The 21,144-nt window shown below is 63.1% G+C and carries 20 protein-coding genes; 14 read left to right on the top strand and 6 right to left on the bottom strand.

Annotated features, from left to right (window positions below):
- Nucleotides 1-91: 91 nt before the first annotated feature.
- Together C438_RS20290 and narO are read right to left on the bottom strand one after the other, a co-directional pair.
- Nucleotides 92-244, bottom strand: a complete 153-nt coding sequence (locus C438_RS20290) for a DUF7560 family zinc ribbon protein (protein ID WP_449271562.1) — start codon at nucleotides 242-244, stop codon at nucleotides 92-94.
- 82 nt (nucleotides 245-326) lie between these two features.
- Nucleotides 327-962, bottom strand: a complete 636-nt coding sequence (narO, locus tag C438_RS02460) for a transcriptional regulator NarO (protein ID WP_004967661.1) — start codon at nucleotides 960-962, stop codon at nucleotides 327-329.
- A gap of 263 nt (nucleotides 963-1,225) precedes the next feature.
- On the opposite strand from narO, the gene C438_RS02455 reads away from it, so the two are divergent.
- From C438_RS02455 to mobA, 12 genes are read left to right on the top strand one after another with little or no spacing between them, the layout of a single operon-like run.
- Complete coding sequence (locus C438_RS02455; RefSeq protein ID WP_004967660.1) at nucleotides 1,226-1,801, top strand: hypothetical protein; 576 nt, start codon at nucleotides 1,226-1,228, stop codon at nucleotides 1,799-1,801.
- Nucleotides 1,801-2,454 (top strand): QcrA and Rieske domain-containing protein, encoded by a 654-nt coding sequence (locus C438_RS02450; protein ID WP_004967659.1) that lies wholly within the window; start codon nucleotides 1,801-1,803, stop codon nucleotides 2,452-2,454. The genes C438_RS02455 and C438_RS02450 overlap by 1 nt, the downstream gene beginning before the upstream one ends.
- Complete coding sequence (locus C438_RS02445) at nucleotides 2,454-3,902, top strand: cytochrome b (RefSeq protein ID WP_004967658.1); 1,449 nt, start codon at nucleotides 2,454-2,456, stop codon at nucleotides 3,900-3,902. The genes C438_RS02450 and C438_RS02445 overlap by 1 nt, the downstream gene beginning before the upstream one ends.
- Entirely contained in the window at nucleotides 3,895-4,107 is a 213-nt protein-coding gene (locus C438_RS02440; RefSeq protein WP_004967657.1) for a hypothetical protein, read from the top strand. Before C438_RS02445 ends, C438_RS02440 begins: the two co-directional genes overlap by 8 nt.
- Nucleotides 4,104-7,055, top strand: a complete 2,952-nt coding sequence (locus C438_RS02435) for a nitrate reductase subunit alpha (RefSeq protein ID WP_004967656.1) — start codon at nucleotides 4,104-4,106, stop codon at nucleotides 7,053-7,055. Before C438_RS02440 ends, C438_RS02435 begins: the two co-directional genes overlap by 4 nt.
- Nucleotides 7,052-8,128 (top strand): nitrate reductase subunit beta, encoded by a 1,077-nt coding sequence (gene narH, locus C438_RS02430; protein WP_004967655.1) that lies wholly within the window; start codon nucleotides 7,052-7,054, stop codon nucleotides 8,126-8,128. The genes C438_RS02435 and narH overlap by 4 nt, the downstream gene beginning before the upstream one ends.
- Nucleotides 8,121-8,936: an ethylbenzene dehydrogenase-related protein gene (locus C438_RS02425; RefSeq protein ID WP_004967654.1), complete on the top strand. Its 816-nt coding sequence runs from the start codon at nucleotides 8,121-8,123 to the stop codon at nucleotides 8,934-8,936. Before narH ends, C438_RS02425 begins: the two co-directional genes overlap by 8 nt.
- A gap of 10 nt (nucleotides 8,937-8,946) precedes the next feature.
- A complete protein-coding gene (locus C438_RS02420) occupies nucleotides 8,947-9,696 on the top strand; it encodes a molecular chaperone TorD family protein (RefSeq protein ID WP_004967653.1) in 750 nt (249 codons plus the stop codon).
- Nucleotides 9,693-10,592 (top strand): hypothetical protein, encoded by a 900-nt coding sequence (locus C438_RS02415; RefSeq protein ID WP_004967652.1) that lies wholly within the window; start codon nucleotides 9,693-9,695, stop codon nucleotides 10,590-10,592. The genes C438_RS02420 and C438_RS02415 overlap by 4 nt, the downstream gene beginning before the upstream one ends.
- Nucleotides 10,589-11,419: a HEAT repeat domain-containing protein gene (locus tag C438_RS02410; RefSeq protein ID WP_004967651.1), complete on the top strand. Its 831-nt coding sequence runs from the start codon at nucleotides 10,589-10,591 to the stop codon at nucleotides 11,417-11,419. The genes C438_RS02415 and C438_RS02410 overlap by 4 nt, the downstream gene beginning before the upstream one ends.
- Nucleotides 11,420-11,421: 2 nt before the next feature.
- Nucleotides 11,422-12,720 (top strand): P-loop NTPase, encoded by a 1,299-nt coding sequence (locus C438_RS02405; RefSeq protein ID WP_004967650.1) that lies wholly within the window; start codon nucleotides 11,422-11,424, stop codon nucleotides 12,718-12,720.
- 29 nt (nucleotides 12,721-12,749) lie between these two features.
- A complete protein-coding gene (gene mobA / locus C438_RS18805) occupies nucleotides 12,750-13,367 on the top strand; it encodes a molybdenum cofactor guanylyltransferase (RefSeq protein WP_004967649.1) in 618 nt (205 codons plus the stop codon).
- Between the two features lie 665 nt (nucleotides 13,368-14,032).
- Here mobA and C438_RS02400 read toward each other — a convergent pair.
- Complete coding sequence (locus tag C438_RS02400; protein WP_083899918.1) at nucleotides 14,033-16,036, bottom strand: beta-galactosidase; 2,004 nt, start codon at nucleotides 16,034-16,036, stop codon at nucleotides 14,033-14,035.
- A 574-nt stretch (nucleotides 16,037-16,610) separates the two neighbouring features.
- Between C438_RS02400 and C438_RS02395 the strand changes: the two genes are divergently transcribed.
- Both C438_RS02395 and kdgK1 read left to right on the top strand, forming a co-directional pair.
- Entirely contained in the window at nucleotides 16,611-17,249 is a 639-nt protein-coding gene (locus C438_RS02395) for a bifunctional 4-hydroxy-2-oxoglutarate aldolase/2-dehydro-3-deoxy-phosphogluconate aldolase (RefSeq protein WP_004967647.1), read from the top strand.
- Nucleotides 17,246-18,202, top strand: coding sequence for a bifunctional 2-dehydro-3-deoxygluconokinase/2-dehydro-3-deoxygalactonokinase (gene kdgK1 / locus C438_RS02390; protein ID WP_004967646.1), 957 nt, complete (start codon nucleotides 17,246-17,248; stop codon nucleotides 18,200-18,202). Before C438_RS02395 ends, kdgK1 begins: the two co-directional genes overlap by 4 nt.
- Before the next feature lie 22 nt (nucleotides 18,203-18,224).
- On the opposite strand, the gene C438_RS02385 is transcribed toward kdgK1, so the two are convergent.
- The 3 genes from C438_RS02385 to C438_RS02375 form a co-directional block, all read right to left on the bottom strand.
- A complete protein-coding gene (locus C438_RS02385) occupies nucleotides 18,225-19,016 on the bottom strand; it encodes an SDR family NAD(P)-dependent oxidoreductase (protein WP_004967645.1) in 792 nt (263 codons plus the stop codon).
- The gene (dgoD, locus tag C438_RS02380) at nucleotides 19,010-20,164 is read right to left on the bottom strand and encodes a galactonate dehydratase (RefSeq protein ID WP_004967644.1); all 1,155 of its coding nucleotides are present in this window, start codon (nucleotides 20,162-20,164) and stop codon (nucleotides 19,010-19,012) included. Before dgoD ends, C438_RS02385 begins: the two co-directional genes overlap by 7 nt.
- Before the next feature lie 65 nt (nucleotides 20,165-20,229).
- Nucleotides 20,230-21,135, bottom strand: coding sequence for a carbohydrate ABC transporter permease (locus C438_RS02375; RefSeq protein ID WP_004967643.1), 906 nt, complete (start codon nucleotides 21,133-21,135; stop codon nucleotides 20,230-20,232).
- Nucleotides 21,136-21,144: the final 9 nt, after the last annotated feature.

The following is a 21,144-nucleotide window of genomic DNA, read 5'->3' as shown; positions in this document are numbered from 1 at the left end:
ATCGAGACCTCGCCCCGCATCGGCAACACAGTCGAGCACCAGATGTTCTCCGCCCCCGTAGCCGTTCGCGACGTTGGAGACGCGACCCACGTCACGATTCTTTGGGATGCGAATCGAACGCGTCCGTCCCGACCGGCGAAGCGCACAACACGCACCCATCATCGAGAATCCGCTCACGGATGCCCGCGTCGACGAACACCTCGACGCTGCACTCCGGGCAGTCGAAGACTAACTGGCCTGGCACGGCGACCACTACCCGAAGTACAGACGCTGTCAGTATCTAGCACGCCCCATCATAGGGCGGGAATACATACGCCAGGTCCTAACTACACGTCGAGAATCGCGTCGAGAAGCTTCGACTGGGCGGCGGAGAGATGCTCGGTGAACGTCGACCGGTTGATATCGAGCGCCGCGGCGACTTCCGTCGCGTTTGCCTCGCGGGGATGTTCGAAGTACCCCATCTCGTGGGCCGTCTCAAGGACCTCCCGCTGTCTCGCCGTCAGTTTGTCGCGGTCAACGAACACGAGCGAGCTGGAGACGGAATCCGGTTCCGACTGCGTGAGTCGCCGAAGTGAGATGCCGTCGAACTCCGATTTGAGGTTGACGACGATGTCGCGGAACGATGTGAGGTCCGCGGCGACGAACGACAGAACGACGGTGCCGCACTCCGCTTCGAGGTGCCGGACCGGACAGCCGTGACACTCGACGAGTTCGCAGGCGCACCGTGGCCCCTCGGCGGGGCCGCTGGTCACGCGATAAATCGTCTTTTGCTCGTGGTGAAACACCTCGTCTGCGTCGTCGATAGCGGCTGACGAGGGGGCGGTAAACTCGACCGCGGCGGTGTCGTTGTCGGCGGCCACCGACCGCGAGACGGATTCGACGGAGGTCTCCGCCGACGCTTCCGACACCCGGCAGACAGACGGGTCAGTCACGTGGATTTCACCGTGCACGCCCTCGGTCATGGGTCGGCGTACGACGGAGGCTCTGAAATAATCTTCGCCGAATCTGTTTGCCGTCTCGTGGTTTCGCTCCGTGTTCGGGCGGATTCCCAACGAGAGCCGTATAAAGTCCCCGCGCCCTATGGTTCGGGTGTTACTGGCCTCGGTGCAGATTTTCCAACGAATCGAAGTATGACATATATGAGCTTGCTCGGGGCCAAACGGGCGAACGGAGTGTCGCTCGTTTGGAGTGTGCGGCAGCGAGTCGGAACGCGAGGTGAGTCACCGTGAGACGCGGGACGGTCGTCGTGTTGCTGCTCGTCGTCGCAGTACTGCTCCCGACGTGGTACGTGGCGCTGCACGGCGAGCCACCGAGCGAACAGATAGAAATCGACCAGAGCGTCACCGAGATGCGACCGCTGCAGGAGATCGTCGACACGCCGGAGAAACTCGCGCCGAGCCAGGTGGGCGTCATCGTGTGGGTTGCGCTCTTCGCGCTCGTTGGCGTCCTCGCCGCCGTCCATCGGTTCATGGACACGGCGGTCAGGAGTGACCCGGGCGACGAATCAACGATGGCGGATGGTGGTCAGGTCGGACTCCCGTGGTTCTGGACCGCCGACCGCTGGGTCGTCGAGTACGACGACGCCTCCGACGCCATCGAGGGAATCGTGGCGATGGGCGGACTGACCATCCTCGCCATCGTCTTTGCGGCGCTGTTCACCGGCGAGTACCTGACGCTCGCGCGAACCCAGTACTTCGGCGTCTACGCCGCGGGGATGTTCACCGCGCTCGCTTTGCTCACCGTGTCGTACTACGCGTGGTTCCTCCCCCACGTTGAGGTCGCAGAACGGAGGGGACACTAATGAGATTCGACAATCAGCACGCATCGGAAGACTGCGACGAGGAATGCGCCGACTGCGAACACGACAGCGACTACCAGCCGAGCATCTTCTCCGACGACCGCGCCTCGCTCGCCCGCCGCGACTACGCGAAACTGCTTGCCAGCGTCGGTGGACTGACCGCCGTTGCGAGCCTCACGGCTCCGTTGACCGGACTGACTCGCGTCTTCGAGCGCTCGTACACTGGGCCAGTGTACTCGGACGGCATCTACCTCGTTGACGGTGAGGGCGAACGTGTCAGCGAGAACGCCCTGAGCGAAGGTGAGAAGATGACCGTGTTCCCAGAGCCCCGACCGGGCATCGAACGGGCACCGACGCTGCTCGTGAGACACGCTGAAGACGCCTACGGTGGAGCAACGAATCTTGAGTACACGGTGTCGGGCTACGCCGCCTACTCGAAGGTCTGTACTCACGCGGGCTGTATGGTGTCGAACGAGGAAGGAGAGACCCTCGTCTGCCCGTGTCACTTCGGGAAGTTCGACCCGACCGCCGGCGCTGAGGTGGTCGGTGGACCGCCTTCGAGAGCACTCCCGCAACTCCCAATCACACTCTCGAGTGACGGCAATCTCATCGCTACGGGCGACTTCAACGGGCCGGTCGGCCCGGGAGGCGAGTGATGTCGCGGCTCGACCACCTCGCCGACCGCGCCGGCGACGCCGGCGACGAGGCCTACGACTGGTTAGACGACCGGTTCGATCTCGACAGCGGCCGCGAGTTCCTCGGGAAGGCGTTTCCCGCCGAAGATTCGTTTCTCCTCGGCGAGGTTGCGCTGTTCTGCTTCCTGCTTCTCGTCCTCACCGGGATGTTCCTCGGTATGTTCTTCGAGCCGTCGACGAGCGGCGTCGAATACGAGGGAAGCGTCGCGAAGTTCCAGGGAGAGGAGGTCCCTGAGGCGTTCGCGAGCGTCCTGCACATCACCTACGACATCCCCTTCGGGATGTTCATCCGGCGGATGCACCACTGGGCGGCCCACCTGTTCGTCGCGTCCATCGGACTCCACATGCTCCGGGTGTTTTTCACCGGGGCGTACCGCAATCCCCGCGAACCCAACTGGGTCGTCGGCACGGGCCTCGCGGGGCTCTCGATGGGCGCGGCCTACACGGGTTACGCTCTCCCATTCGACGAGTTCGCCGCGACAGCCACCGGCATCGGTTACAACCTCGCCACGTCGATTCCGCTCGTCGGCGGGGTGGTCGGGAAAGCGTTCTTCGGGGGAGAATTCCCGTCGAGCGCGACGATTCCCCGGCTCTACTTCCTCCACGTCCTCGTTATTCCGGTGGCCATCGGGGGGCTGCTGGCAGTGCATATGGCGATTCTCGTCCGCCAGAAGCACACGGAAGCCCCCCGCGATGACGACGTTCGTGGACTCGAAAACCGGGACCGACGACCCGTGGAAGGGTCGCCATCGAGCGATGGCGGCACCGAACAGACCGTCCCGAGAGACGACGACAGCGTCGTCGTCGGCCTTCCGGCGTTCCCCAACCAGGCGGCCGTGAGCGCAGTCGTGTTCTTCCTCACGCTGGCTACGCTGGCGATGTTGGCCGGGTTCCTTCCGGTCCACAACATCGCGGAGTACGGACCGAACAACCCCGCCGGGACGCCGGAACTCATCATGCCCGACTGGTTCCTGATGTGGGTCTATGGCCTGCTAAAACTGCTCCCGTCGTGGATGGGATTCACTGTCCCGTTCACCGACATTCACGTCTCGACAGAGTTCGTCGGCGGCGTCCTCCTGCCGACGCTCGTGTTCGGTGCGGTGGCGGTGTGGCCGTTCGTCGACTACTACGACGAGTCGGTCCACTTCACGGCCGACCCCCTCGACCGACCGTGGCAGACCGCGGTCGGCGTCGCCGCGATTCAGTTCATCATGATCGCTTCCATCGCGGGCATGAACAACCTTCTCGCCCGGGCGCTCGGCGTCGGCACCGGCATCGTCAATCCGATTCTAACCGTCGCACTGTTCGTCGTTCCCATCGGCTCTGCAGCCCTCGTCTACCGAGTGTTGGGCGACGATGCGGAAGAAACCCGAACCGGACGCGTTCCGGGGGAGGCCGACGATGACTGACGCGAACACCGGCGGGACTCCGCGGCGACAGATAGAGCTCTCGCCCCGGGTGTACCGACACCTCGACCGAGCGAGTAAACTCCTCGGCGTCGCGCTCGTTGCCGCCGGCCTCGACGCAGGTGGTGACACGCTCGTAGGGATTTCCCTCGGCGTTCTGGGCGCCGGACTGGCACTAACGACCGTCTTTTTACAGATAGATTCATGAACCGAACGAACACCTCGACCCCCGACGACCAGTCGGAAACGGACGAATCGCCACCCGAACAGACGGACGGACAACCCGCGGTCGGCGACCCGCCGGGAGAGCCGGCGACCGAGGGGACGAACGTCTCTCGTCGCCGATTCCTCGAAGGCATCGGAATCGCTTCGCTGCTGGGAATCGGTCAGTCGGCGGCCGACGACGACCCGCTGTTCCAGATGGGAGGGCTGAACCCTGTCGATGACCCCATCGGAAACTACCCGTATCGAGACTGGGAAGACCTGTACCGCGAGCAGTGGGATTGGGACTCTGTCTCTCGGTCGACCCACAGCGTCAACTGCACCGGCAGTTGCTCGTGGAACGTCTACGTCAAAAACGGGCAGGTGTGGCGCGAAGAGCAGGCCGGTGACTATCCGCGCTTCGACGAGAGCCTGCCCGACCCGAACCCCCGCGGCTGTCAGAAGGGCGCGTGCTACACCGATTACGTCAACGCAGACGAACGAATCAAACACCCGCTGAAGCGCGTCGGAGAGCGCGGTGAGGGGAAGTGGCAGCGGATTTCGTGGGACGAAGCGCTCACCGAAATCGCCGAGCACGTCGTCGACGAAGTACAGGCGGGGCGATACGACGCAATCAGCGGCTTCACGCCGATTCCGGCGATGAGTCCCATCTCGTTCGCCAGCGGGTCGCGGCTCATCAACCTCCTCGGCGGCGTCAGCCACTCGTTTTACGATTGGTATTCCGACCTGCCACCGGGCCAGCCCATCACGTGGGGAACCCAGACCGACAACGCCGAAAGCGCCGACTGGTACAACGCCGACTACATCATCGCGTGGGGCTCGAACATCAACGTCACCCGCATCCCCGACGCGAAGTACTTCCTCGAATCGGGCTACAACGGGACCAAGCGCGTTGGCGTCTTCACCGACTACTCGCAGACGGCAATCCACACCGACGAGTGGCTCAGCCCCGATTCGGGCACCGACACCGCGCTCGCACTCGGGATGTCACAGACCATCGTCGACGAGGGACTGTACGACGAAGCGCACCTCAAAGAGCAGACCGACATGCCGCTTTTGGTCCGACAGGACACCGGAAAGTTCCTCCGCGCGAGCGAGGTCCCCTCGGTTTCCACTGATGCCGACCGGCCTGAGTGGATGCTCCTCATGCTCGATTCGAACGGCCGCCTCCACGAAGCACCGGGGTCACTCGGCGAGCGTGACGGGCAGAAAGACTACTCCAAGAGCATCGAACTCGACTTCGACCCACAACTAGACGGCGAAACCACGGTCCGAACCGAAGACGGACGCGTTCGCGTCCGGACCGTGTGGGCGGAGTTGCGGGACGAACTCAGCACGTGGGACCCCGAGACGGTTCACGAGGAGACCGCCGTCGGCAAAGAGACCTACCAGCGCGTCGCCCGCGAGTTCGCCGAGGCAGACAAGGCGAAGATAATCCAGGGGAAGGGTGTCAACGACTGGTATCACAACGACCTCGGGAACCGCGCGCTCCAGTTACTCGTCACGCTGACGGGCAACCTCGGCGAGCAGGGAACCGGCCTCGACCACTACGTCGGCCAAGAGAAGATATGGACGTTCCACGGTTGGAAGTCCCTGTCGTTCCCGACGGGCAACGTCCGCGGGGTGCCGACGACGCTGTGGACCTACTACCACGCGGGCATCCTCGACAACACCGACGCCGATACGGCCGCGAAGATACGGGAGTCCATCGACAAGGGGTGGATGCCGGTCTACCCCGAAGAACGCGACGATGGGTCTCGTCCCGACCCTTCGACGATGTTCGTCTGGCGCGGCAACTACTTCAACCAGGCAAAGGGGAACGTCGCCGTCGAGGAGGAGCTGTGGCCGAAGCTCGACCTCGTCGTCGACATCAATTTCCGAATGGACTCCACGGCGCTGTATTCGGATATCGTGTTGCCGACCGCGAGCCACTACGAGAAACACGACCTCTCGATGACGGACATGCACACCTACGTGCATCCGTTCACGCCCGCAGTCGAACCGCTCGGGGAGTCGAAGACCGACTGGCAGATATTCCGCGAACTCGCCGCGAAGATTCAGGAGGTCGCCACCGAGCGCGGCGTCGGACCGATTTCGGACCGGAAGTTCGACCGCGACATCGACCTCCAGTCAGTGTACGACGACTTCGTCCGCGACTGGGAGACCGGTGAGGCCGACGCGCTCGCCGAGGACCGCGCCGCCTGCGAGTACATCCTCGAACACTCCGAGGAGTCGAACCCGTCCGAAAGCGACCACCAGATAACGTTCGCCGACACGGTCGAACAGCCCCAGAGGCTCTTGGCCGCCGGCGACCACTGGACCTCCGACATCGAGGACGGAGCGGCGTACACGCCGTGGAAAGACTTCGTCCAAGACAAGAACCCGTGGCCGACCGTCACCGGGAGACAACAGTACTACATCGACCACGATTGGTTCCTCGAACTCGGCGAGCAGTTGCCGACCCACAAGGAGGGGCCGACGCAGACGGGCGGCGATTACCCAATGGAGTACAACACGCCCCACGGACGGTGGTCTATCCACTCGACCTGGCGGGACAACGAGAAACTGCTCCGCCTCCAGCGCGGGGAGCCGATAGTCTATCTCCATCCCGAGGACGCCGCCGAGCGCGGCATCGAAGACGGCGACACCGTCGAAGTGTTCAACGACCTCGCGTCGGTCGAACTGCAGGCGAAGATTTACCCGAGCAGCCAGCGCGGCACGGCGCGGATGTACTTCGCGTGGGAACGGTTCCAGTTCGACGGCGACACCAACTTCAACTCGCTCGTCCCGATGTACATGAAACCGACGCAGTTGGTCCAGTACCCGGAAGATTCGGGTGAACACCTCTACTTCTTCCCCAACTACTGGGGGCCGACGGGGGTCAACAGCGACGTCCGTGTCGACGTGCGGAAAGGCGGGGGTGAGTCCGAATGAGCACCGACGACGGGCCAGCGGCACAGGCCGACGGTGACGGGGTCGACCTCGCCGACGGCGTCGACCATCAGGTCGCCATGGTGATGGACCTGAACAAGTGCATCGGCTGCCAGACCTGTACGGTCGCGTGCAAATCGCTCTGGACGGAAGGCGGTGGCCGCGACTACATGTACTGGAACAACGTCGAGACGAAGCCCGGGAAGGGCTACCCGCGCGACTGGGAGGACTCCGGTGGCGGCTGGAAGGACGCCGAACACACCGAGCGAAAGCCCGGCGACATCCCCGAGCAAGCGGACTACGGCGACGCGTGGTCGTTCAACCACGAGGAAGTCATGTACAACGGCGGCGACCAGCCGCTGCGTCCCGACAGCGACCCCGAGTGGGGGCCGAACTGGGACGAAGACCAAGGCGCGGGCGAGTATCCGAACTCGTATTACTTCTACCTCCCGCGCATCTGCAATCACTGCACGCATCCGTCCTGCGTGGAAGCGTGCCCGCGGAAGGCCATCTACAAGCGCGAGGAAGACGGTATCGTCCTCATCGACCAGGAGCGCTGCCGCGGCTACCGCTACTGCGTCGAGGGCTGTCCGTACAAGAAGGTGTACTACAACGCGACCCAGAAGACGTCCGAGAAGTGCATCTTCTGTTACCCGCGCATCGAAGGTGAGGGACCCGACGGTGAGACGTTCGCCCCAGCCTGCGCGGAGGACTGTCCGCCTCAGTTGCGACTCGTCGGGTTCCTCGACGACGAACAGGGACCGATTCACAAGCTCGTCGAGGAGTACGAAGTCGCGCTCCCATTGCATCCGGAGTACCAGACCCAACCGAACGTCTACTACATCCCACCGTTCGCGCCGCCACAGCACTCCGAGGACGGCGAGACAGTGGACGTGGACCGCATCCCGCGGAACTACCTCGAAGAGCTGTTCGGCGAGCGCGTCCACGACGCGCTCGATACCATCGAGAAGGAACGCGACAAGGTCAACCGCGGCGGGGACAGCGAACTCCTCGACATGCTGACCGACACCAACCCGGCCCGGAAGTACCGGTTGGAGGTGTTCGACGATGAGTGAGCGTCGAGCGGCCGCCGTCGGCGCGGTCGTCGTCGTTGCCCTGCTCTTGGCCGCCGCAGTCGCCGGCCCCACGGCGGTGTCCGCGCGACCCGCGAACGAGATTCCCGTCCAATCGGTCGCTGCGGACGAACAGCCCCAGCGACCGACGAGCGAGACTTGGGACACCGTGCCGTCAGTAAGCGTTCCGCTGACGAGCGCACCCAGCGGTGTCCCGAACGCGAGCGATACGTCGGTTGAATCCGTTCGGGTCCAATCGGCGCAAACGGACGAGCGGCTGTACCTCCGGCTCTCGTGGGCCGACGGAACCGCCGACCGCAACGCTTCAAGCCCGCGAGCGTTCCTCGATGCGGCCGCGGTGCAGGTGCCGGTCAACACCTCCGTTCGCCCCCCGATTTCGATGGGGAGCACGCGGAATCTGGTGAACGTCTGGTACTGGAGCGCCGACGGCGAGACAGAGGAACTGCTCGCCGGCGGACCGGGGTCGACGACCGAGTTCGACCAGGCGGCCGTCGAGACGACGGCGAGATACGATGACGGACGCTGGACGGTCGTCATGTCGCGGCCGCTCGACTCGGACGCCGCGAACCGGACCTCGTTCGCCGTCGACAACAACGTGGACGTGGCGTTCGCGGTGTGGAACGGCTCTGAGATGGAGCGTTCCGGCCGGAAGTCGGTCAGCGAGTGGTATTACTTCCCGTTCGGCCCCGGACCGCAGGGGCCGCCGTACGAGTCGATACTGTGGGCTGTCGCCGGCCTCGCCATCGTCGGCGTCGCGCTCGTGACTATCGAAGCGGTGCGGAAGAACTGAGGACACAACGATGGACGCGAACACTACGAACGGAGAGACGCGAACCGCCGACACGAACCGCGAAACCGACCGACTCGACCCGAAGACGGTCGACCGGCCCGCAGCGGCCCGGGCGGGAATCTATACGGCGCTCGCAACGCTGCTCGACGAGCCCGACGAGCGACTCCACGAGCGACTCGCCAACGGCGACGTGGACGAGACCGTCCGGGGACTACTCGGTGGGACCGGGCTGTCAGTCGACCCGCCGGAACTGACCGTCGACGACGACTACGAGACGGCGTGTGCCCGTTTCAACGACCTGTTCACGGTCGGCTACGCCGAGTACACAGACCGGACTGATGGCTCGCTCGACAGCGAGGGGCCGCGAATCTCGCTGTACGAGTCGTCGTACCGCCCCGACGCGGCGTGGAACGACGTGAACCTCGACCTCGCACGCGCGTACGACTACTTCGGGCTCGAAATCGACCAGGGGACCCGCGACAACCACGACTACCTTCCGTACGAACTCGAGTTCGCGGGCTACCTCGCGCGGCTGGAAGCCGCGGCCGGCCCTGACGGAACGCAGGCCGACGACGTCGCGAGAGCACGTCTCGACTTCCACGACCGCCACCTCCACGTCGCCGCCGGTGGGCTCGCAGAGCGAGCGGCCGACACACCCGGTTCGGGTCTGTACGGCGAAGTTGCAGACTTCCTCGACCGGTTCGTCGCAGCCGACCAACGCGCACTCGCCGCGCGGTTCGAAGGAGGTGACGAGGTATGAGCGGTCGCGGAGTCGAAGATGCGGTCGGCTCGACCTCTCTGTTGGCCGACGTCGCTGCACTTCGGTCTCGAACGCCCGGTCGAACGCTTCGAGTACTGGCCGGGGTACTGGCGCTGGGCCCCGTCGCCGCGATGACGGCATATCGCGTCGGCCACAACGTTCCCGGTGGTCTCCCGTCGAAGGTCGTGACACTCGCAGCAGACTGGTCGGCTCTCGCAGTCGTCGGTCCTGCGCTCGCGGCGCTGCTTCTCGCGGCGACCGCCGACTATGGAGCCGAACGCGTGGGGCTCGCCTTCGTCGGCGGGTTCGGAGTACTGGCGCTCGGGGCGACCGCCGCAGCGTGGCACCCAGCCGTCGCCGGCGTCGCGGTGGGCAGCGCGCTCGTCGCGGCAGACCGGTTCGTCGGCCTTCGACAGCAGTACGATTGGAATGGAGTCCGACGAGCCGCACCGGTCGGCCTCGCTGCAGTCGGTGTGATGACTTCGCTTGCGGCGGCCGCCAACGTGATGCCGGCGACGCTCCGACCGCTCGGGTCGGGGGCCGCGCTCGCCGCAGTCAGTCTCATCCCCCTCGCTACCGGTTGGGGCCGAACCAGCACGTTCGCCGGCATCGCCGCGGGGGTTCTGACGTTTGCAGCCGTCGCAAGCGCACCGTACGTCGCAGGTGCGGTCCTGCTCGTCGGCGGCGGCGTCGTCGGCGTCCCGGCGAGTCTCGTTGCCTTCGCTGTGGCCGGTGGAACGACCGGGGTCGTCCATGCAGTCCTGGACGGGCGACCCGCCGTCGCACTCGGAGCCGCGTTGTTCTGCGTGGCCGGTGTGCCCGCGACAGTACTCCAAGCGGCCGGAGTCCTCGTCGCGGCTGCGTTGGTCGCCCACGACGGGGGTGAGCGAGCGTGAGAGACGAAGAAGAGGCGACCGACGGACCGCCGGACCCACAACTACACCCCGAACAGAGCCCCGGATTCGGTGTCGACCCCACGGGCCTCGAAGACATCGAAGTCGACCGCGACGTGACCATCGGCGAGGCGACACTCGCCGACCTCGGTGCAAGCGACACGGAGCCCGTCGAGGACCACCCGGTCTCCGACCTGCTTGCGTCGCTCGCCGGCGACGACCCGGTCGAGCGCCGACGGGCCGCACTCGCACTCGCCGAACGGGAGGGCGACACGGTCGTCGTCGAGGCGCTGTCCCGCGCGGCAACGACAGACGAAGACGCCGAAGTACGGCAGTTCGCCGTGGAAGCACTGGCGAAACACGGCGGCGACCTCGCGGCCGAGACCGCACGGGCGCTGACCGACGACCCCGAGCCGTGGGTTCGAGCGGAAGCCGTCGTCGCACTCGACCGCTTGGACCGAGCTGAACACGAAGCGGTCATCGAAGCCGCGCTCACTGACGAGCACCACGCCGCGCGCCGAAACGCGCTCGTCTCGCTTTTCAAACTCCGCGGGGAGGACGCGTGTGACGCGCTCGTCGCTGCTGCCGACGACCCGAGCGAGCGGGTGCGAGAGTGGGCGGCACACCTGCTCGGCGGGGTCGAAAACGACCGGGCGGCCGAGGCGCTCGACAGACTGGCCGACGACGAACGAAGTGTCGTCCGAGAGACGGCGGTCCGGGCCCGAGAAGTCGATTCGGGGAGTTTCCGTCGCCAGTTCACGGGCGTCCTCGACGAGACCGACCGCACCCTCCCCGGCGAAGACGACCTCAACCGAACCCCGAACCTCTGACCATGAGCGAACACGAACCGACGACCCACGACCCGACGAATAGCGAGCCAACCACCGAGTCCGAGCTTCGAGACCGCGTCGAATCCGCGCTCCGAGCCGTCCGAGACCCCGATGCCGACCTCGACGTTTTCGAGGCCGGACTGGTCGAATCGATAACCGTCGACGGGGCGAGCGTGACCGTCCGCGCGGCCGTGACGGAGTTCGACGACGCGAACGCGACGCAGGTCATGCGCGCGATGGCGCAGGCGGTCCGCGACGTACCCGCGGTCGAGAGTGCGCACGTCGAACCCGTCTCGCCGTCGTCCGGCGGCGGTGCGACGGGCGTGGACGCGTTCGATACCGTCATCGCCGTCGCCAGTGCCAAGGGCGGCGTCGGGAAGTCGACCGTCTCGACCGGCTTGGCGTGCGCACTCGCCGGCGAGCACTCAGCCGGGCTGTTCGACGCGGACATCCACGGCCCGAACGTCCCGTCATTGCTCGACGTCGAAGGTCCCGTCCACTCGGACGACGAGGGCCACCCGCTTCCCGTCTCGGTGGCGGGGCCCGACGCCTCGCTCGACGTGATGAGCGTCGGATTGATGGAGTCGGGCGCGCCGCTGGCGTGGCGGGGCGCGATGGCGCACGACGCGCTGACCGAACTGTTCGCGGACACCGCTTGGAGCGCCGACGACACGCTCGTCTTGGACCTTCCGCCGGGGACCGGCGACGTGGTTCTGACGACGCTTCAAGAGATTTCCGTCGACGGCGTCGTCGTGGTGACGACGCCCTTCGAGTCGAGCCTGGACGACACGGCGCGAAGCATCGAGCTCTTCCGCGACAACGGGGTTCCGGTTCTCGGAGCGGTAGTCAACATGGGCGAGTTCGCTTGCCCCTCCTGCGGCGACACCCACGAACTCTTTCCCGGCGAAACCGCCAGCAAACACCTCGATGCGCCAGTACTCGCCGAGCTCCCGTTCGCGCCGCGATTTCAGGAAACCCCCACGCCCGGCGACACACCGCCGGCGTTTGGGCGGCTCGCCCAGTCGGTTTCCGAGGCGGCCGCCACCGCGTGGGATGTCGACGCTCCCGACGACGCGCTCGACATTCGCGGCGACCCCCCGGAACGACGGAAGGAGCGAGTCGCAGAACGGTTCACCGCGCTCGCAAGCGACGAGATGTTCACGCTTATCAGCGACCGCGACCCGACGCCAGTCCGGCGGTTCCTCGGCGGACTGACCGACCGCGACCCCGCCGAAATCGACGGGTTCAGCGTCGAACGCCGAACACCGAACGACTGGGTCCTGACAGCGAAGAAGCCGTAGCCGACGGTCGGATGGAAGGACAGCCATCGGTGACCGGCATCGTACTCGCCGGCGGGCGAAGCGAGCGATTCGGCGAGGAGTTCAAGGCGGGAGCCACTCTTGACGGGCATTCACTCATCGAACGTGTTGTCCGCAGCGTTCGAGCGTCGACAGGGAACCGACCCGTCGTTGCCGCGGGACCGCACGATAAGCGCACAGTTGTGGAAAACGCACTCGTTAGTGCGGGGCCAGTGCGATTCGTCACGGATGCGGACTGGTGCAGCGGACCCGTCGCCGGCCTCTGCGCCGCGGTCGACGTGATATCGACCGACCACGTCTTCGTCTGCGGCTGCGATATGCCTCTGTTGTCGCCCGCAGCCGTCTCGTGGCTCCTCAGTTTGCACTCCGACTCAGACGTCGATGCGACGATACCGGTCGATTCGACGGGGTGTCGACAGCCCCTTCACGGAGTCTATCGAAGGTCGACGCTGGCGGCGCAGTGTGACCGACAGCACGGTTCGAACAGCCTCCACGCATTCGTTTCGGGTCTCTCGGTCAGGTGCGTCGAACCGTCGTCAGTTCCCGACTGTCTCTCACTTGAGGCGTCGATGACGAACGTGAACACACGAGAAAGACTGGATGCGCTCCGCCAGCGGCCTGAGGATTGAATGCGTGCACAACTTCGGAGAAGGGAGCATGCGACGCGGCTGGCACAAGATAGAGCGGCATATAGTTTATCGAATCCTCATCAGGTGGCCACGAGCCCGCCAAACAACCACGGGGTATGGATGACGGGAATTGAACGACGCTGTTCAATCTGACGACCGGTGGTTCGAGGACGGACCGAACCTGTACGTCGGGGGTCGTTTATTATCCAGAAGACGTGCAGCAGCGCGTGGGCGCGACTTACGATGGACGACTCATCCCACGACGACGCGAGTGCCGACTATCAGATCTGTTCCGTGTTACGTCGGCAAACGCAACCGCGGCGCTCGCCGATGTGGTAACGAAAACAACTGAGTTAATCATGTCCGGACGTGGTTCGAGAGGGTGTTTCTCGACCAAAAGGATGGGCCTCGCTCGACCGGTAGCCCGTTCTAAGAACCGAGGTTTTCGGAGTTGGCGTCGATATGATAGAGAATGACGAATTTTAATTAGCTCATTGTCGCACATAGACAACGAGGATTAGCAATTTGTCGGCCCAAACGGAGAGCAAGTAATAAACCATATTCCGCTATATCCAATCTATTGGTCGGGCGGGCAAGTTTCAGAAGGTGAAGTGTTGTATGCTCCCGATTCAACTCAAGAGTACAATCGTGAGCGTCTTCGGCCACTACGAGGCTTCGTTCGAGATGCTGATCAAGTGTGGAGCGGTGGATACGACGGCCACATCAAACGCACCCAGCGTCTGCCCGCCGGATACAACAGCCCCCATTGGCACATCTAGTTCGAACTGACGACTGGTGAAGTTCGTCACCCATGTCAGGCCGTCTCGTTCGTTGAATCGAACTCCGTCCGGAAGTCGGGAAGTGTGCTTGATTCCGCCGCGAGACAGCAGCTCAGCAACGAGTTCGTCAAGCAGTTCTGACCCCGGCCAGACACCACAGTACGTTACTGAGCCGTCGCCACGGTTCCTCCGGGTGACTGCCGGACGTCCAGCTCCCGGACCGGAAGTGTGCGTCGCTACGACGGTCGTCTGTGGATCGGGGTCGAGCCACTCCGCCCAGATTGTGGCAGCGTACTCATCGCCATCAACTTCCACGGCGAGTGGGACATCTTCCGGGTAACTCTCGTGTTGGTCGACGACGAGACCGGTGAGGTCCGCGAGTGGCCCCGGTGCAAGCGTCTCGTGTAGCTGATTGGCCGGCGTCTTCACGCCAGAGCGCGCCCCCACGAGTAACTGACCACCCTGCTCGACGAATTGAGTAAGGTGGTCCGCAAGTTCGGTATCGACGAGGTGAAGCCCCGGTGCGACGACGGCCTCGTAGTCGTCTAGTGGGGCGTCCGGGTGAACGACGTCAACCTGCACGCCACGGGCTCTGAGTACACGGTAGTAACATCGGAGATGCTCCCAATAGTCGAATTCGGGAGCGTGAGGTTGTACACCGATAGCCCACCAATTGTCGTAGTCATGGAGAAGCGCAACAGAAGCGTCAACGTGGTCAACATCAACTGTGGTGAGTTCTTCGGCTGCAGCCTTCGCCTCGTTGTAGCCGCGGTCCGGCGATCCATCTTGCTTCATGAGCCCAGCGTGGTACTGTTCTTGACCCTCTAGACATCGGCGCCAGCGGAAGTACAGAACGGCGTCGGCACCGTGGCCGACTGCATGGTGTGCCCAGAGTCGCATCGCACCGTCACCCGGTTGTGGGCAGGAGGGTGGCCAGTTGACGTCACCGGGTTGTTGCTCCATCACCCAGAACGGAGCATCATTCGTCGCCCGGCAGAGGTCGTGGTTCAGGCCAACTTGATCTGGGTCGCCCGCTCGGAGTTCATCCATCGATGGGTCGGCGGCCCGGCGGTCCTGAACGAAGCCTGTCGGATACGAGTCCCACGAAACCAAATCCAAATCGTTACTGACCTTGTGCATGTCGAGCGTCTCGAAATCCCCCATGAAGTTGTGCGTCACGAACCAGTCACCATGCTCGCGAATGAGATCGGCATGGATACGGTTGTATTCGATGACGCTATCGGTCGCAAAGCGGTAGTAATCCAAGAGGCGAGAGGGGTGGTGGTCTGCCGGTGTCGGCCGCGGGGGGTCGACAGCTTCGAAAGAGGCGTACTGTTGGCTCCAGAACGTCGTCCCCCACTGCTCGTTCAGGTCGCCGACGTCGTCGTACTTCGCTGCGAGCCACTCGGAAAAGGCGGCCGAACAGTCCTCGCAGTAACAGCGAACGGTCCCGTGACAGCCGAACTCGTTGTCGGTCTGCCAGCCGACGACGGCCGGATGGTCTGCGTAGTGGGCTGCCATCTCCGAAACGATGCGGCGCGTCTCCTCTCGGTATCGGGGCGAGTTGAAACAGTAGTGGCGACGCGAGCCGAAGTGCCGAGGCGTCCCGTCGGGGTCGGCCTGCAGAATCTCCGGGTGTTCGTCGACGAGCCACTTCGGCGGCGTTGCCGTTGGTGTACAGAGGACGACGTTCAGGCCGTGATCAGCTAGTATATCGACCGCCTCGTCAAGCCACGAGAAATCGAGGCCCCCAAGTGTCGGCTCGATGACGCCCCACGAAAACTCAGCCAGACGGACGTATTCGATGCCCGCCTCGGCCATTTGCCGTGCGTCAGATTCCCACTGTTCGCGTGGCCAATGTTCTGGAAAGTAGCAAACACCAATTGACATTGTCTATGATAAGAGATATCGCACCACAATAAAAATCCTCGGTCGGCTAGACCTCGCTCGTTGCCGGCCCGAGGTGTGGAGATACGGCCTATCTAATCCCCGCTATTCTGTATTATTCAGCTTCTCTCATGCTTCACCCCTGAAGCACGATCTCGGCAAGTGTCGCTGTACGTGGGCACCCAACGGATCCATCACTACTGTCCGATAGAATTGAATACTAGTGGTTTGAGTGATTGCGCAGACCGCAACACTAGACCGGCCTACGGAGAGAGTTCGGTGGACTGAGCACGTCAGTCAACCGGGAATCTCTACACGCAAGACTGGTCGATAGTCGCAAGTATTGTTGAGAGAGGTAGTGCTGTGTGTAACAGCACAGTATGATTTGTTGCTTCCTCAGGGAAGCACTGCCGCCGGCCAAGCGTTGCAGTTCCGCTGGGAGTCCACTACAACACTCAGAGGATGCGAACGCTTGGTCAGCATCAACCATTTGTACGACTGGATTTCTTTCTTGAGTCCAAGTGGTGCCACCATCACAAGAAGTTATACTGGTCCACCCGGAGTCGTAGATGTACCTATGAGTGAAGTCTCGGTTCACCAGCGTATCATCGATCCTGGAATCATCGCGATCGTGCGTGGCATCGATTCAGCTGTCGCACCCGACATCGTTCGTGCTATCGCAGCCGGTGGCGTCAACGCGATCGAGATTACAGCCAATACACCGGGCGCGGTGGACATGATTCGAGAGGTCTCCAACAGCGTCGAGGATGTTGCCATCGGTGCGGGGACGGTTCTCGACCCGGAGACTGCACGGGCCGTCCAACTCGCCGGTGCTGAGTTCGTCGTCACCCCGACGGTGAACACGGACGTCATCGAGACCTGCAACCGGTACGACACGCCTATTGCGACGGGCGTGATGACGCCAACCGAGGCGCTCACCGCGACTGAGGCCGGCGCAGACTTCTGTAAACTATTCCCTGCGTCAGCTGTCGGCCCCAAACAAATAAGTGCGATAAACGGGCCACTCCCGCAAGTCCCGCTGATACCGACGGGTGGCGTCTCGACCGACAACGCGGCAGCGTTCTTCGAAGCCGGCGCGGTTGCCCTCGGCGTCGGCAGTTCCATCGTCGACGGTGAGGCCATCGCCGCGGGCGACTTTAGTACGCTGACCGACGCAGCCAGCGAGTTCGTCGCAATCGCCGAGGAGTACCGATGACACCCGACCTCGTCACCTTCGGCGAGACGATGCTTCGGCTGAGTCCACCTGCGGGCGAACGGTTGGAAACTGCGACGGAACTCGACTTCCGAACGGCGGGGGCAGAGAGCAACGTTGCCATTGCGGCGGCACGACTCGGCACCGACGCCTGCTGGCTCTCAAAGCTCCCGGACTCGGCGCTTGGCCGCCGCGTGACGAACGAAATCCAAACCCACGGTGTTGACCCCCGAGTTGCGTGGAGTACGTCGTCACGCCAAGGAACATACTATATCGAGCAGGGAGCAGCACCTCGACCGACAACGGTCATCTACGACCGGGCCGACGCAGCCGTCACCACCGCCGAGTCGGACGAACTCGATCGGGACGCGATTCGTAACGCCAACGTGTTCTACACGAGCGGTATCACTCCCGCACTCTCGGAGACGCTCGAAGCGACGACGGCCGAACTACTCGCTGACGCACAGTCGGCGGGAACGACGACCGCGTTCGACCTCAACTACCGGGGAAAGCTCTGGTCGCCGGCTGAAGCGAAGGCAACGTGTGAGTCATTCTTTTCTGACGTCGATATTCTTGTCGCGGCCGAGCGCGACATCCGCCACGTCCTCGACCGCGAAGGCGACGCTCGAGCACTCGCCGGAGGGCTAGTAGACGACTTCGATTTCGAGACAGTAATCGTCACTCGTGGTGATGAGGGTGCGCTTGCCCTCAACGACGGAACGGTGTACGACCAACCGGCGTTCGAGACGGAGACGGTGGACGCGATTGGCACCGGTGATGCGTTCGTCGGCGCATACCTCTCACGACACATTGCCGGCGACACCGTCGGCGACGCGCTCTGCTACGCCGCGGCGACTGCCGCACTCAAACGAACCATCGAAGGCGACCTCGCAGTCGTGACGCCGGCAGAAGTCGAACGGGTGGTAGAAAACAGAGGAGGCGGTATCGCGCGGTAGGTCAGTTGGGGCGCAGTGACCGCTAGTAACGCTCTTTGTATTCGAGGTAGGTGTGATCCTGCATGACTGCAGTCCGACCGCCGTCAACGAGTAGACTGGTCCCAGTCACAAACGACGCCTCATCGCTGGTCAGAAAGGCCACTGTCGCGGCAACGTCCTCGGGGACGCCGATTCGACCGACTGGGTGGATTGCCTCAACACGCTCACGGTCGTCTGCGCTCAACTCCGCTTGCGTGCGTTCGACCTCGACCCATCCCGGATTGACGGTGTTGACGGTGATTCCGAGAGGACCGAGTTCGAGCGCAAGTGCACGCGTCATCCCGTTGATACCCGCCTTGACAGCATTGTAGGGGAACAGCCCAGGCATCGTCAAGAAGGCATGGTTCGAGGACATGTTGACGATAGAACCCCCGGAAGGCATGTGTTCGGCCGCGTGTTTGGCGCACAGCCAGAACGAACGGAAATCAGTCTCGACGACGAACTCCCAGTCGTCCATCGTCGCCTCGGACGCAGTCGTCTCCGTCTGGACGCCGGCGTTGTTAACAAGCACGTCGAGACGTCCGTAGCGGTCCACAGTCTCTTCGACCAGCGCCTCGATGGCCGCGGGGTCTCGCATGTCGGCCTCAATGAACGTCGCTTCGCCACCGACCTCTCGGATAGTATTGACTGTCTCTTGGCCATCGGTGGCCGAACGGCCGTTGACGACGACGGTTGCACCCTCGCGGGCGAGGCGCTTTGCGACGCCCGCACCGATACCTTTCGTCGACCCCGTTACGATGGCGACCCGCCCCTCGTGTCGTTGTGAGTCTACCATTCGGCAACACTCCCATCGTCGTGTCGCCAGACCGGATTGTGCCAATCGACGTCAATTTCGGCGCGCTCACGAACGTAGTCGATGTCGATGTCGACGCCGAGACCTGGACCGTCTGGGAGGTCAACGTAGCCATCATCGTAGTCGAAGACCGAGGGATCTTCGAGGTAGTCTAGTACGTCGTTGCTCTCGTTGTAGTGGATGTCGAGGCTCTGCTCTTGAATGAGCGCGTTTGGTGCGACGGCGTCTACTTGGAGACATGAGGCGAGCGCAAGCGGACCGAGTGGGCAGTGTGGTGCCATCGCCACATCGTACGCCTCAGCCATTGCTGCGATCTTCTTCACTTCGGTGATGCCGCCAGCGTGTGAGAGGTCTGGCTGGATGACATCGACCGACTGGTCTTCGAAGACATGTTTGTAGTCCCACCGTGAATACATTCGTTCGCCGGTTGCGATGGGTGTCGATGTCTGCGCCGCAATATCCGGGAGTGCGTCGTTGTGCTCAGGGAGAACTGGTTCCTCGATGAAGAATGGCTCGTGCGGTTCGAGCGCCTTCGCCAGTCGCTTGGCCATCGGCTTCGTGACTCGCCCGTGGAAGTCGACGCCAATGTCGACCTCGGGACCGACCGCCTCTCGGACGGTTCGGAGACGGTCGACAGCGTCCGCGACAGCGCTTGGGTTGTCCACTCGTCGAATCTCCGGCGTCGCGTTCATCTTGAGCGCCGTGAACCCAGCGTCAACCTTCTCTGCGGCAGCTTCGCCGACGGCAGCGGGGCGGTCGCCACCGACCCATTGGTAGACACGAACGCGGTCCCGAACCGGGCCACCAAGGAGCTCGTAAACTGGTGCATCGAACTGTTTACCCTTGATGTCCCATAACGCCTGGTCGATACCGGCGATTGCGGACATCAAGATTGGACCACCGCGATAGAAGCCACCGCGGTACATCGTTTGCCAGTGGTCTTCGATTCGACTCGGATCTTCGCCGAGGAGGTACGTTTCCATGAGCTCCTCAACGGCGGCCCGAACGGAGTGTGACCGGCCTTCGACGACTGGTTCTCCCCAGCCGACGATGCCATCGCTCGTCTCAATACGGAGGAATAACCACCGTGGCGGTACCTCGAACAGCTCGTAGTTAGTGATTCGTGTCATGGTGTGTATCTTAGAATATCAGTATGTCTGTGCCTCGTTCCTCGAAAGGGGTGGTGAAAACGGGATTACATCCCTTTCATCCCACCGCTGGCAAGCCCCTCGACGATGTAGCTCTGGACGAAGGCGAACAGGACGACTACAGGGACGATAGTAATCGTCGCTGCCGTCAACAGTAGTTCCCACGCGACCGTGTTCTGCGACTGGAACAGTTGGAGACCGAACGGAAGCGTTCGCGTCGCGGCTGTCTGCGACAGGATCGAGACGAGTAGGTAGTCGTTCCACGAGAGAATAAACGTGTAGAACCCCGCAACAGCGATGCCGGGCAACGACAGCGGGACGATGATACGCCAGAGAATGTCCAAGCGCGAACAGCCGTCCATCTTCGCTGCCTCGTCGAGCGATGTCGGGATATCATCGAAGTACCCTTTCAACAGCCACGTGCCTAGCGGAATCCCACCGACAGAATGCGCGATAACGATGCCGAGATACGAGTCGATGAGATTCAGCGAGAACATCAACAGGAAAAACGGGATGAGGATGAGCACGAGCGGGAGCATCTGCGTCGCGAGGAACGACAGCAGAATCGACTGCCGGCCGGGGAACTCAAATCTACTCAGTGAGTATGCCGCTAGTGTCCCGACAACGAGCGTGAGGGTAGTCGTCGAAACCGCGATGACGACTGAGTTGACGAAGTACCCCTGGAACGCCCCCGTCTGCAGAACAGTGAGGTAGTTCTCGACGGTGAGGTCACCGAGCGACGGGATGAGTTGTGGCGAGTAGAGGAACTCCTGGGATGTGAACGTCACGAGCAGCATGTACCCCACCGGAAGCAGGAGGAAGGCGAAGTACAGGCTGAGGACAGCGTACACTCCGACGAGACGACGCGGCGACATGTCGTCGGATAGCCACGCGTCGAAGCGCTGAATCAGCGAACGGTCCGAAGACGAGTGTGTGGATGAGTCAGTTGCCATTGGTCTGTT

The organism is Haloferax denitrificans ATCC 35960, from assembly GCF_000337795.1.
In the GTDB taxonomy this organism is placed as follows: Archaea; Halobacteriota; Halobacteria; order Halobacteriales; family Haloferacaceae; genus Haloferax; species Haloferax denitrificans.
Note: the sequence above shows the minus strand (reverse complement) of the source record. Positions and strands in the feature narration are given on the sequence as shown.

Excerpts from the sequence above, each read along its gene's own strand:
- narO (WP_004967661.1), bottom strand. The coding sequence starts at position 962 with ATGACCGAGGGCGTGCACGGTGAAATCCACGTGACTGACCCGTCTGTC.
- C438_RS02450 (WP_004967659.1), top strand. The coding sequence starts at position 1,801 with ATGAGATTCGACAATCAGCACGCATCGGAAGACTGCGACGAGGAATGC.
- C438_RS02445 (WP_004967658.1), top strand. The coding sequence starts at position 2,454 with ATGTCGCGGCTCGACCACCTCGCCGACCGCGCCGGCGACGCCGGCGAC.
- C438_RS02440 (WP_004967657.1), top strand. The coding sequence starts at position 3,895 with ATGACTGACGCGAACACCGGCGGGACTCCGCGGCGACAGATAGAGCTC.
- C438_RS02435 (WP_004967656.1), top strand. The coding sequence starts at position 4,104 with ATGAACCGAACGAACACCTCGACCCCCGACGACCAGTCGGAAACGGAC.
- narH (WP_004967655.1), top strand. The coding sequence starts at position 7,052 with ATGAGCACCGACGACGGGCCAGCGGCACAGGCCGACGGTGACGGGGTC.
- C438_RS02425 (WP_004967654.1), top strand. The coding sequence starts at position 8,121 with ATGAGTGAGCGTCGAGCGGCCGCCGTCGGCGCGGTCGTCGTCGTTGCC.
- C438_RS02420 (WP_004967653.1), top strand. The coding sequence starts at position 8,947 with ATGGACGCGAACACTACGAACGGAGAGACGCGAACCGCCGACACGAAC.
- C438_RS02415 (WP_004967652.1), top strand. The coding sequence starts at position 9,693 with ATGAGCGGTCGCGGAGTCGAAGATGCGGTCGGCTCGACCTCTCTGTTG.
- C438_RS02405 (WP_004967650.1), top strand. The coding sequence starts at position 11,422 with ATGAGCGAACACGAACCGACGACCCACGACCCGACGAATAGCGAGCCA.
- C438_RS02400 (WP_083899918.1), bottom strand. The coding sequence starts at position 16,036 with ATGTCAATTGGTGTTTGCTACTTTCCAGAACATTGGCCACGCGAACAG.
- C438_RS02395 (WP_004967647.1), top strand. The coding sequence starts at position 16,611 with ATGAGTGAAGTCTCGGTTCACCAGCGTATCATCGATCCTGGAATCATC.
- kdgK1 (WP_004967646.1), top strand. The coding sequence starts at position 17,246 with ATGACACCCGACCTCGTCACCTTCGGCGAGACGATGCTTCGGCTGAGT.
- C438_RS02385 (WP_004967645.1), bottom strand. The coding sequence starts at position 19,016 with ATGGTAGACTCACAACGACACGAGGGGCGGGTCGCCATCGTAACGGGG.
- dgoD (WP_004967644.1), bottom strand. The coding sequence starts at position 20,164 with ATGACACGAATCACTAACTACGAGCTGTTCGAGGTACCGCCACGGTGG.
- C438_RS02375 (WP_004967643.1), bottom strand. The coding sequence starts at position 21,135 with ATGGCAACTGACTCATCCACACACTCGTCTTCGGACCGTTCGCTGATT.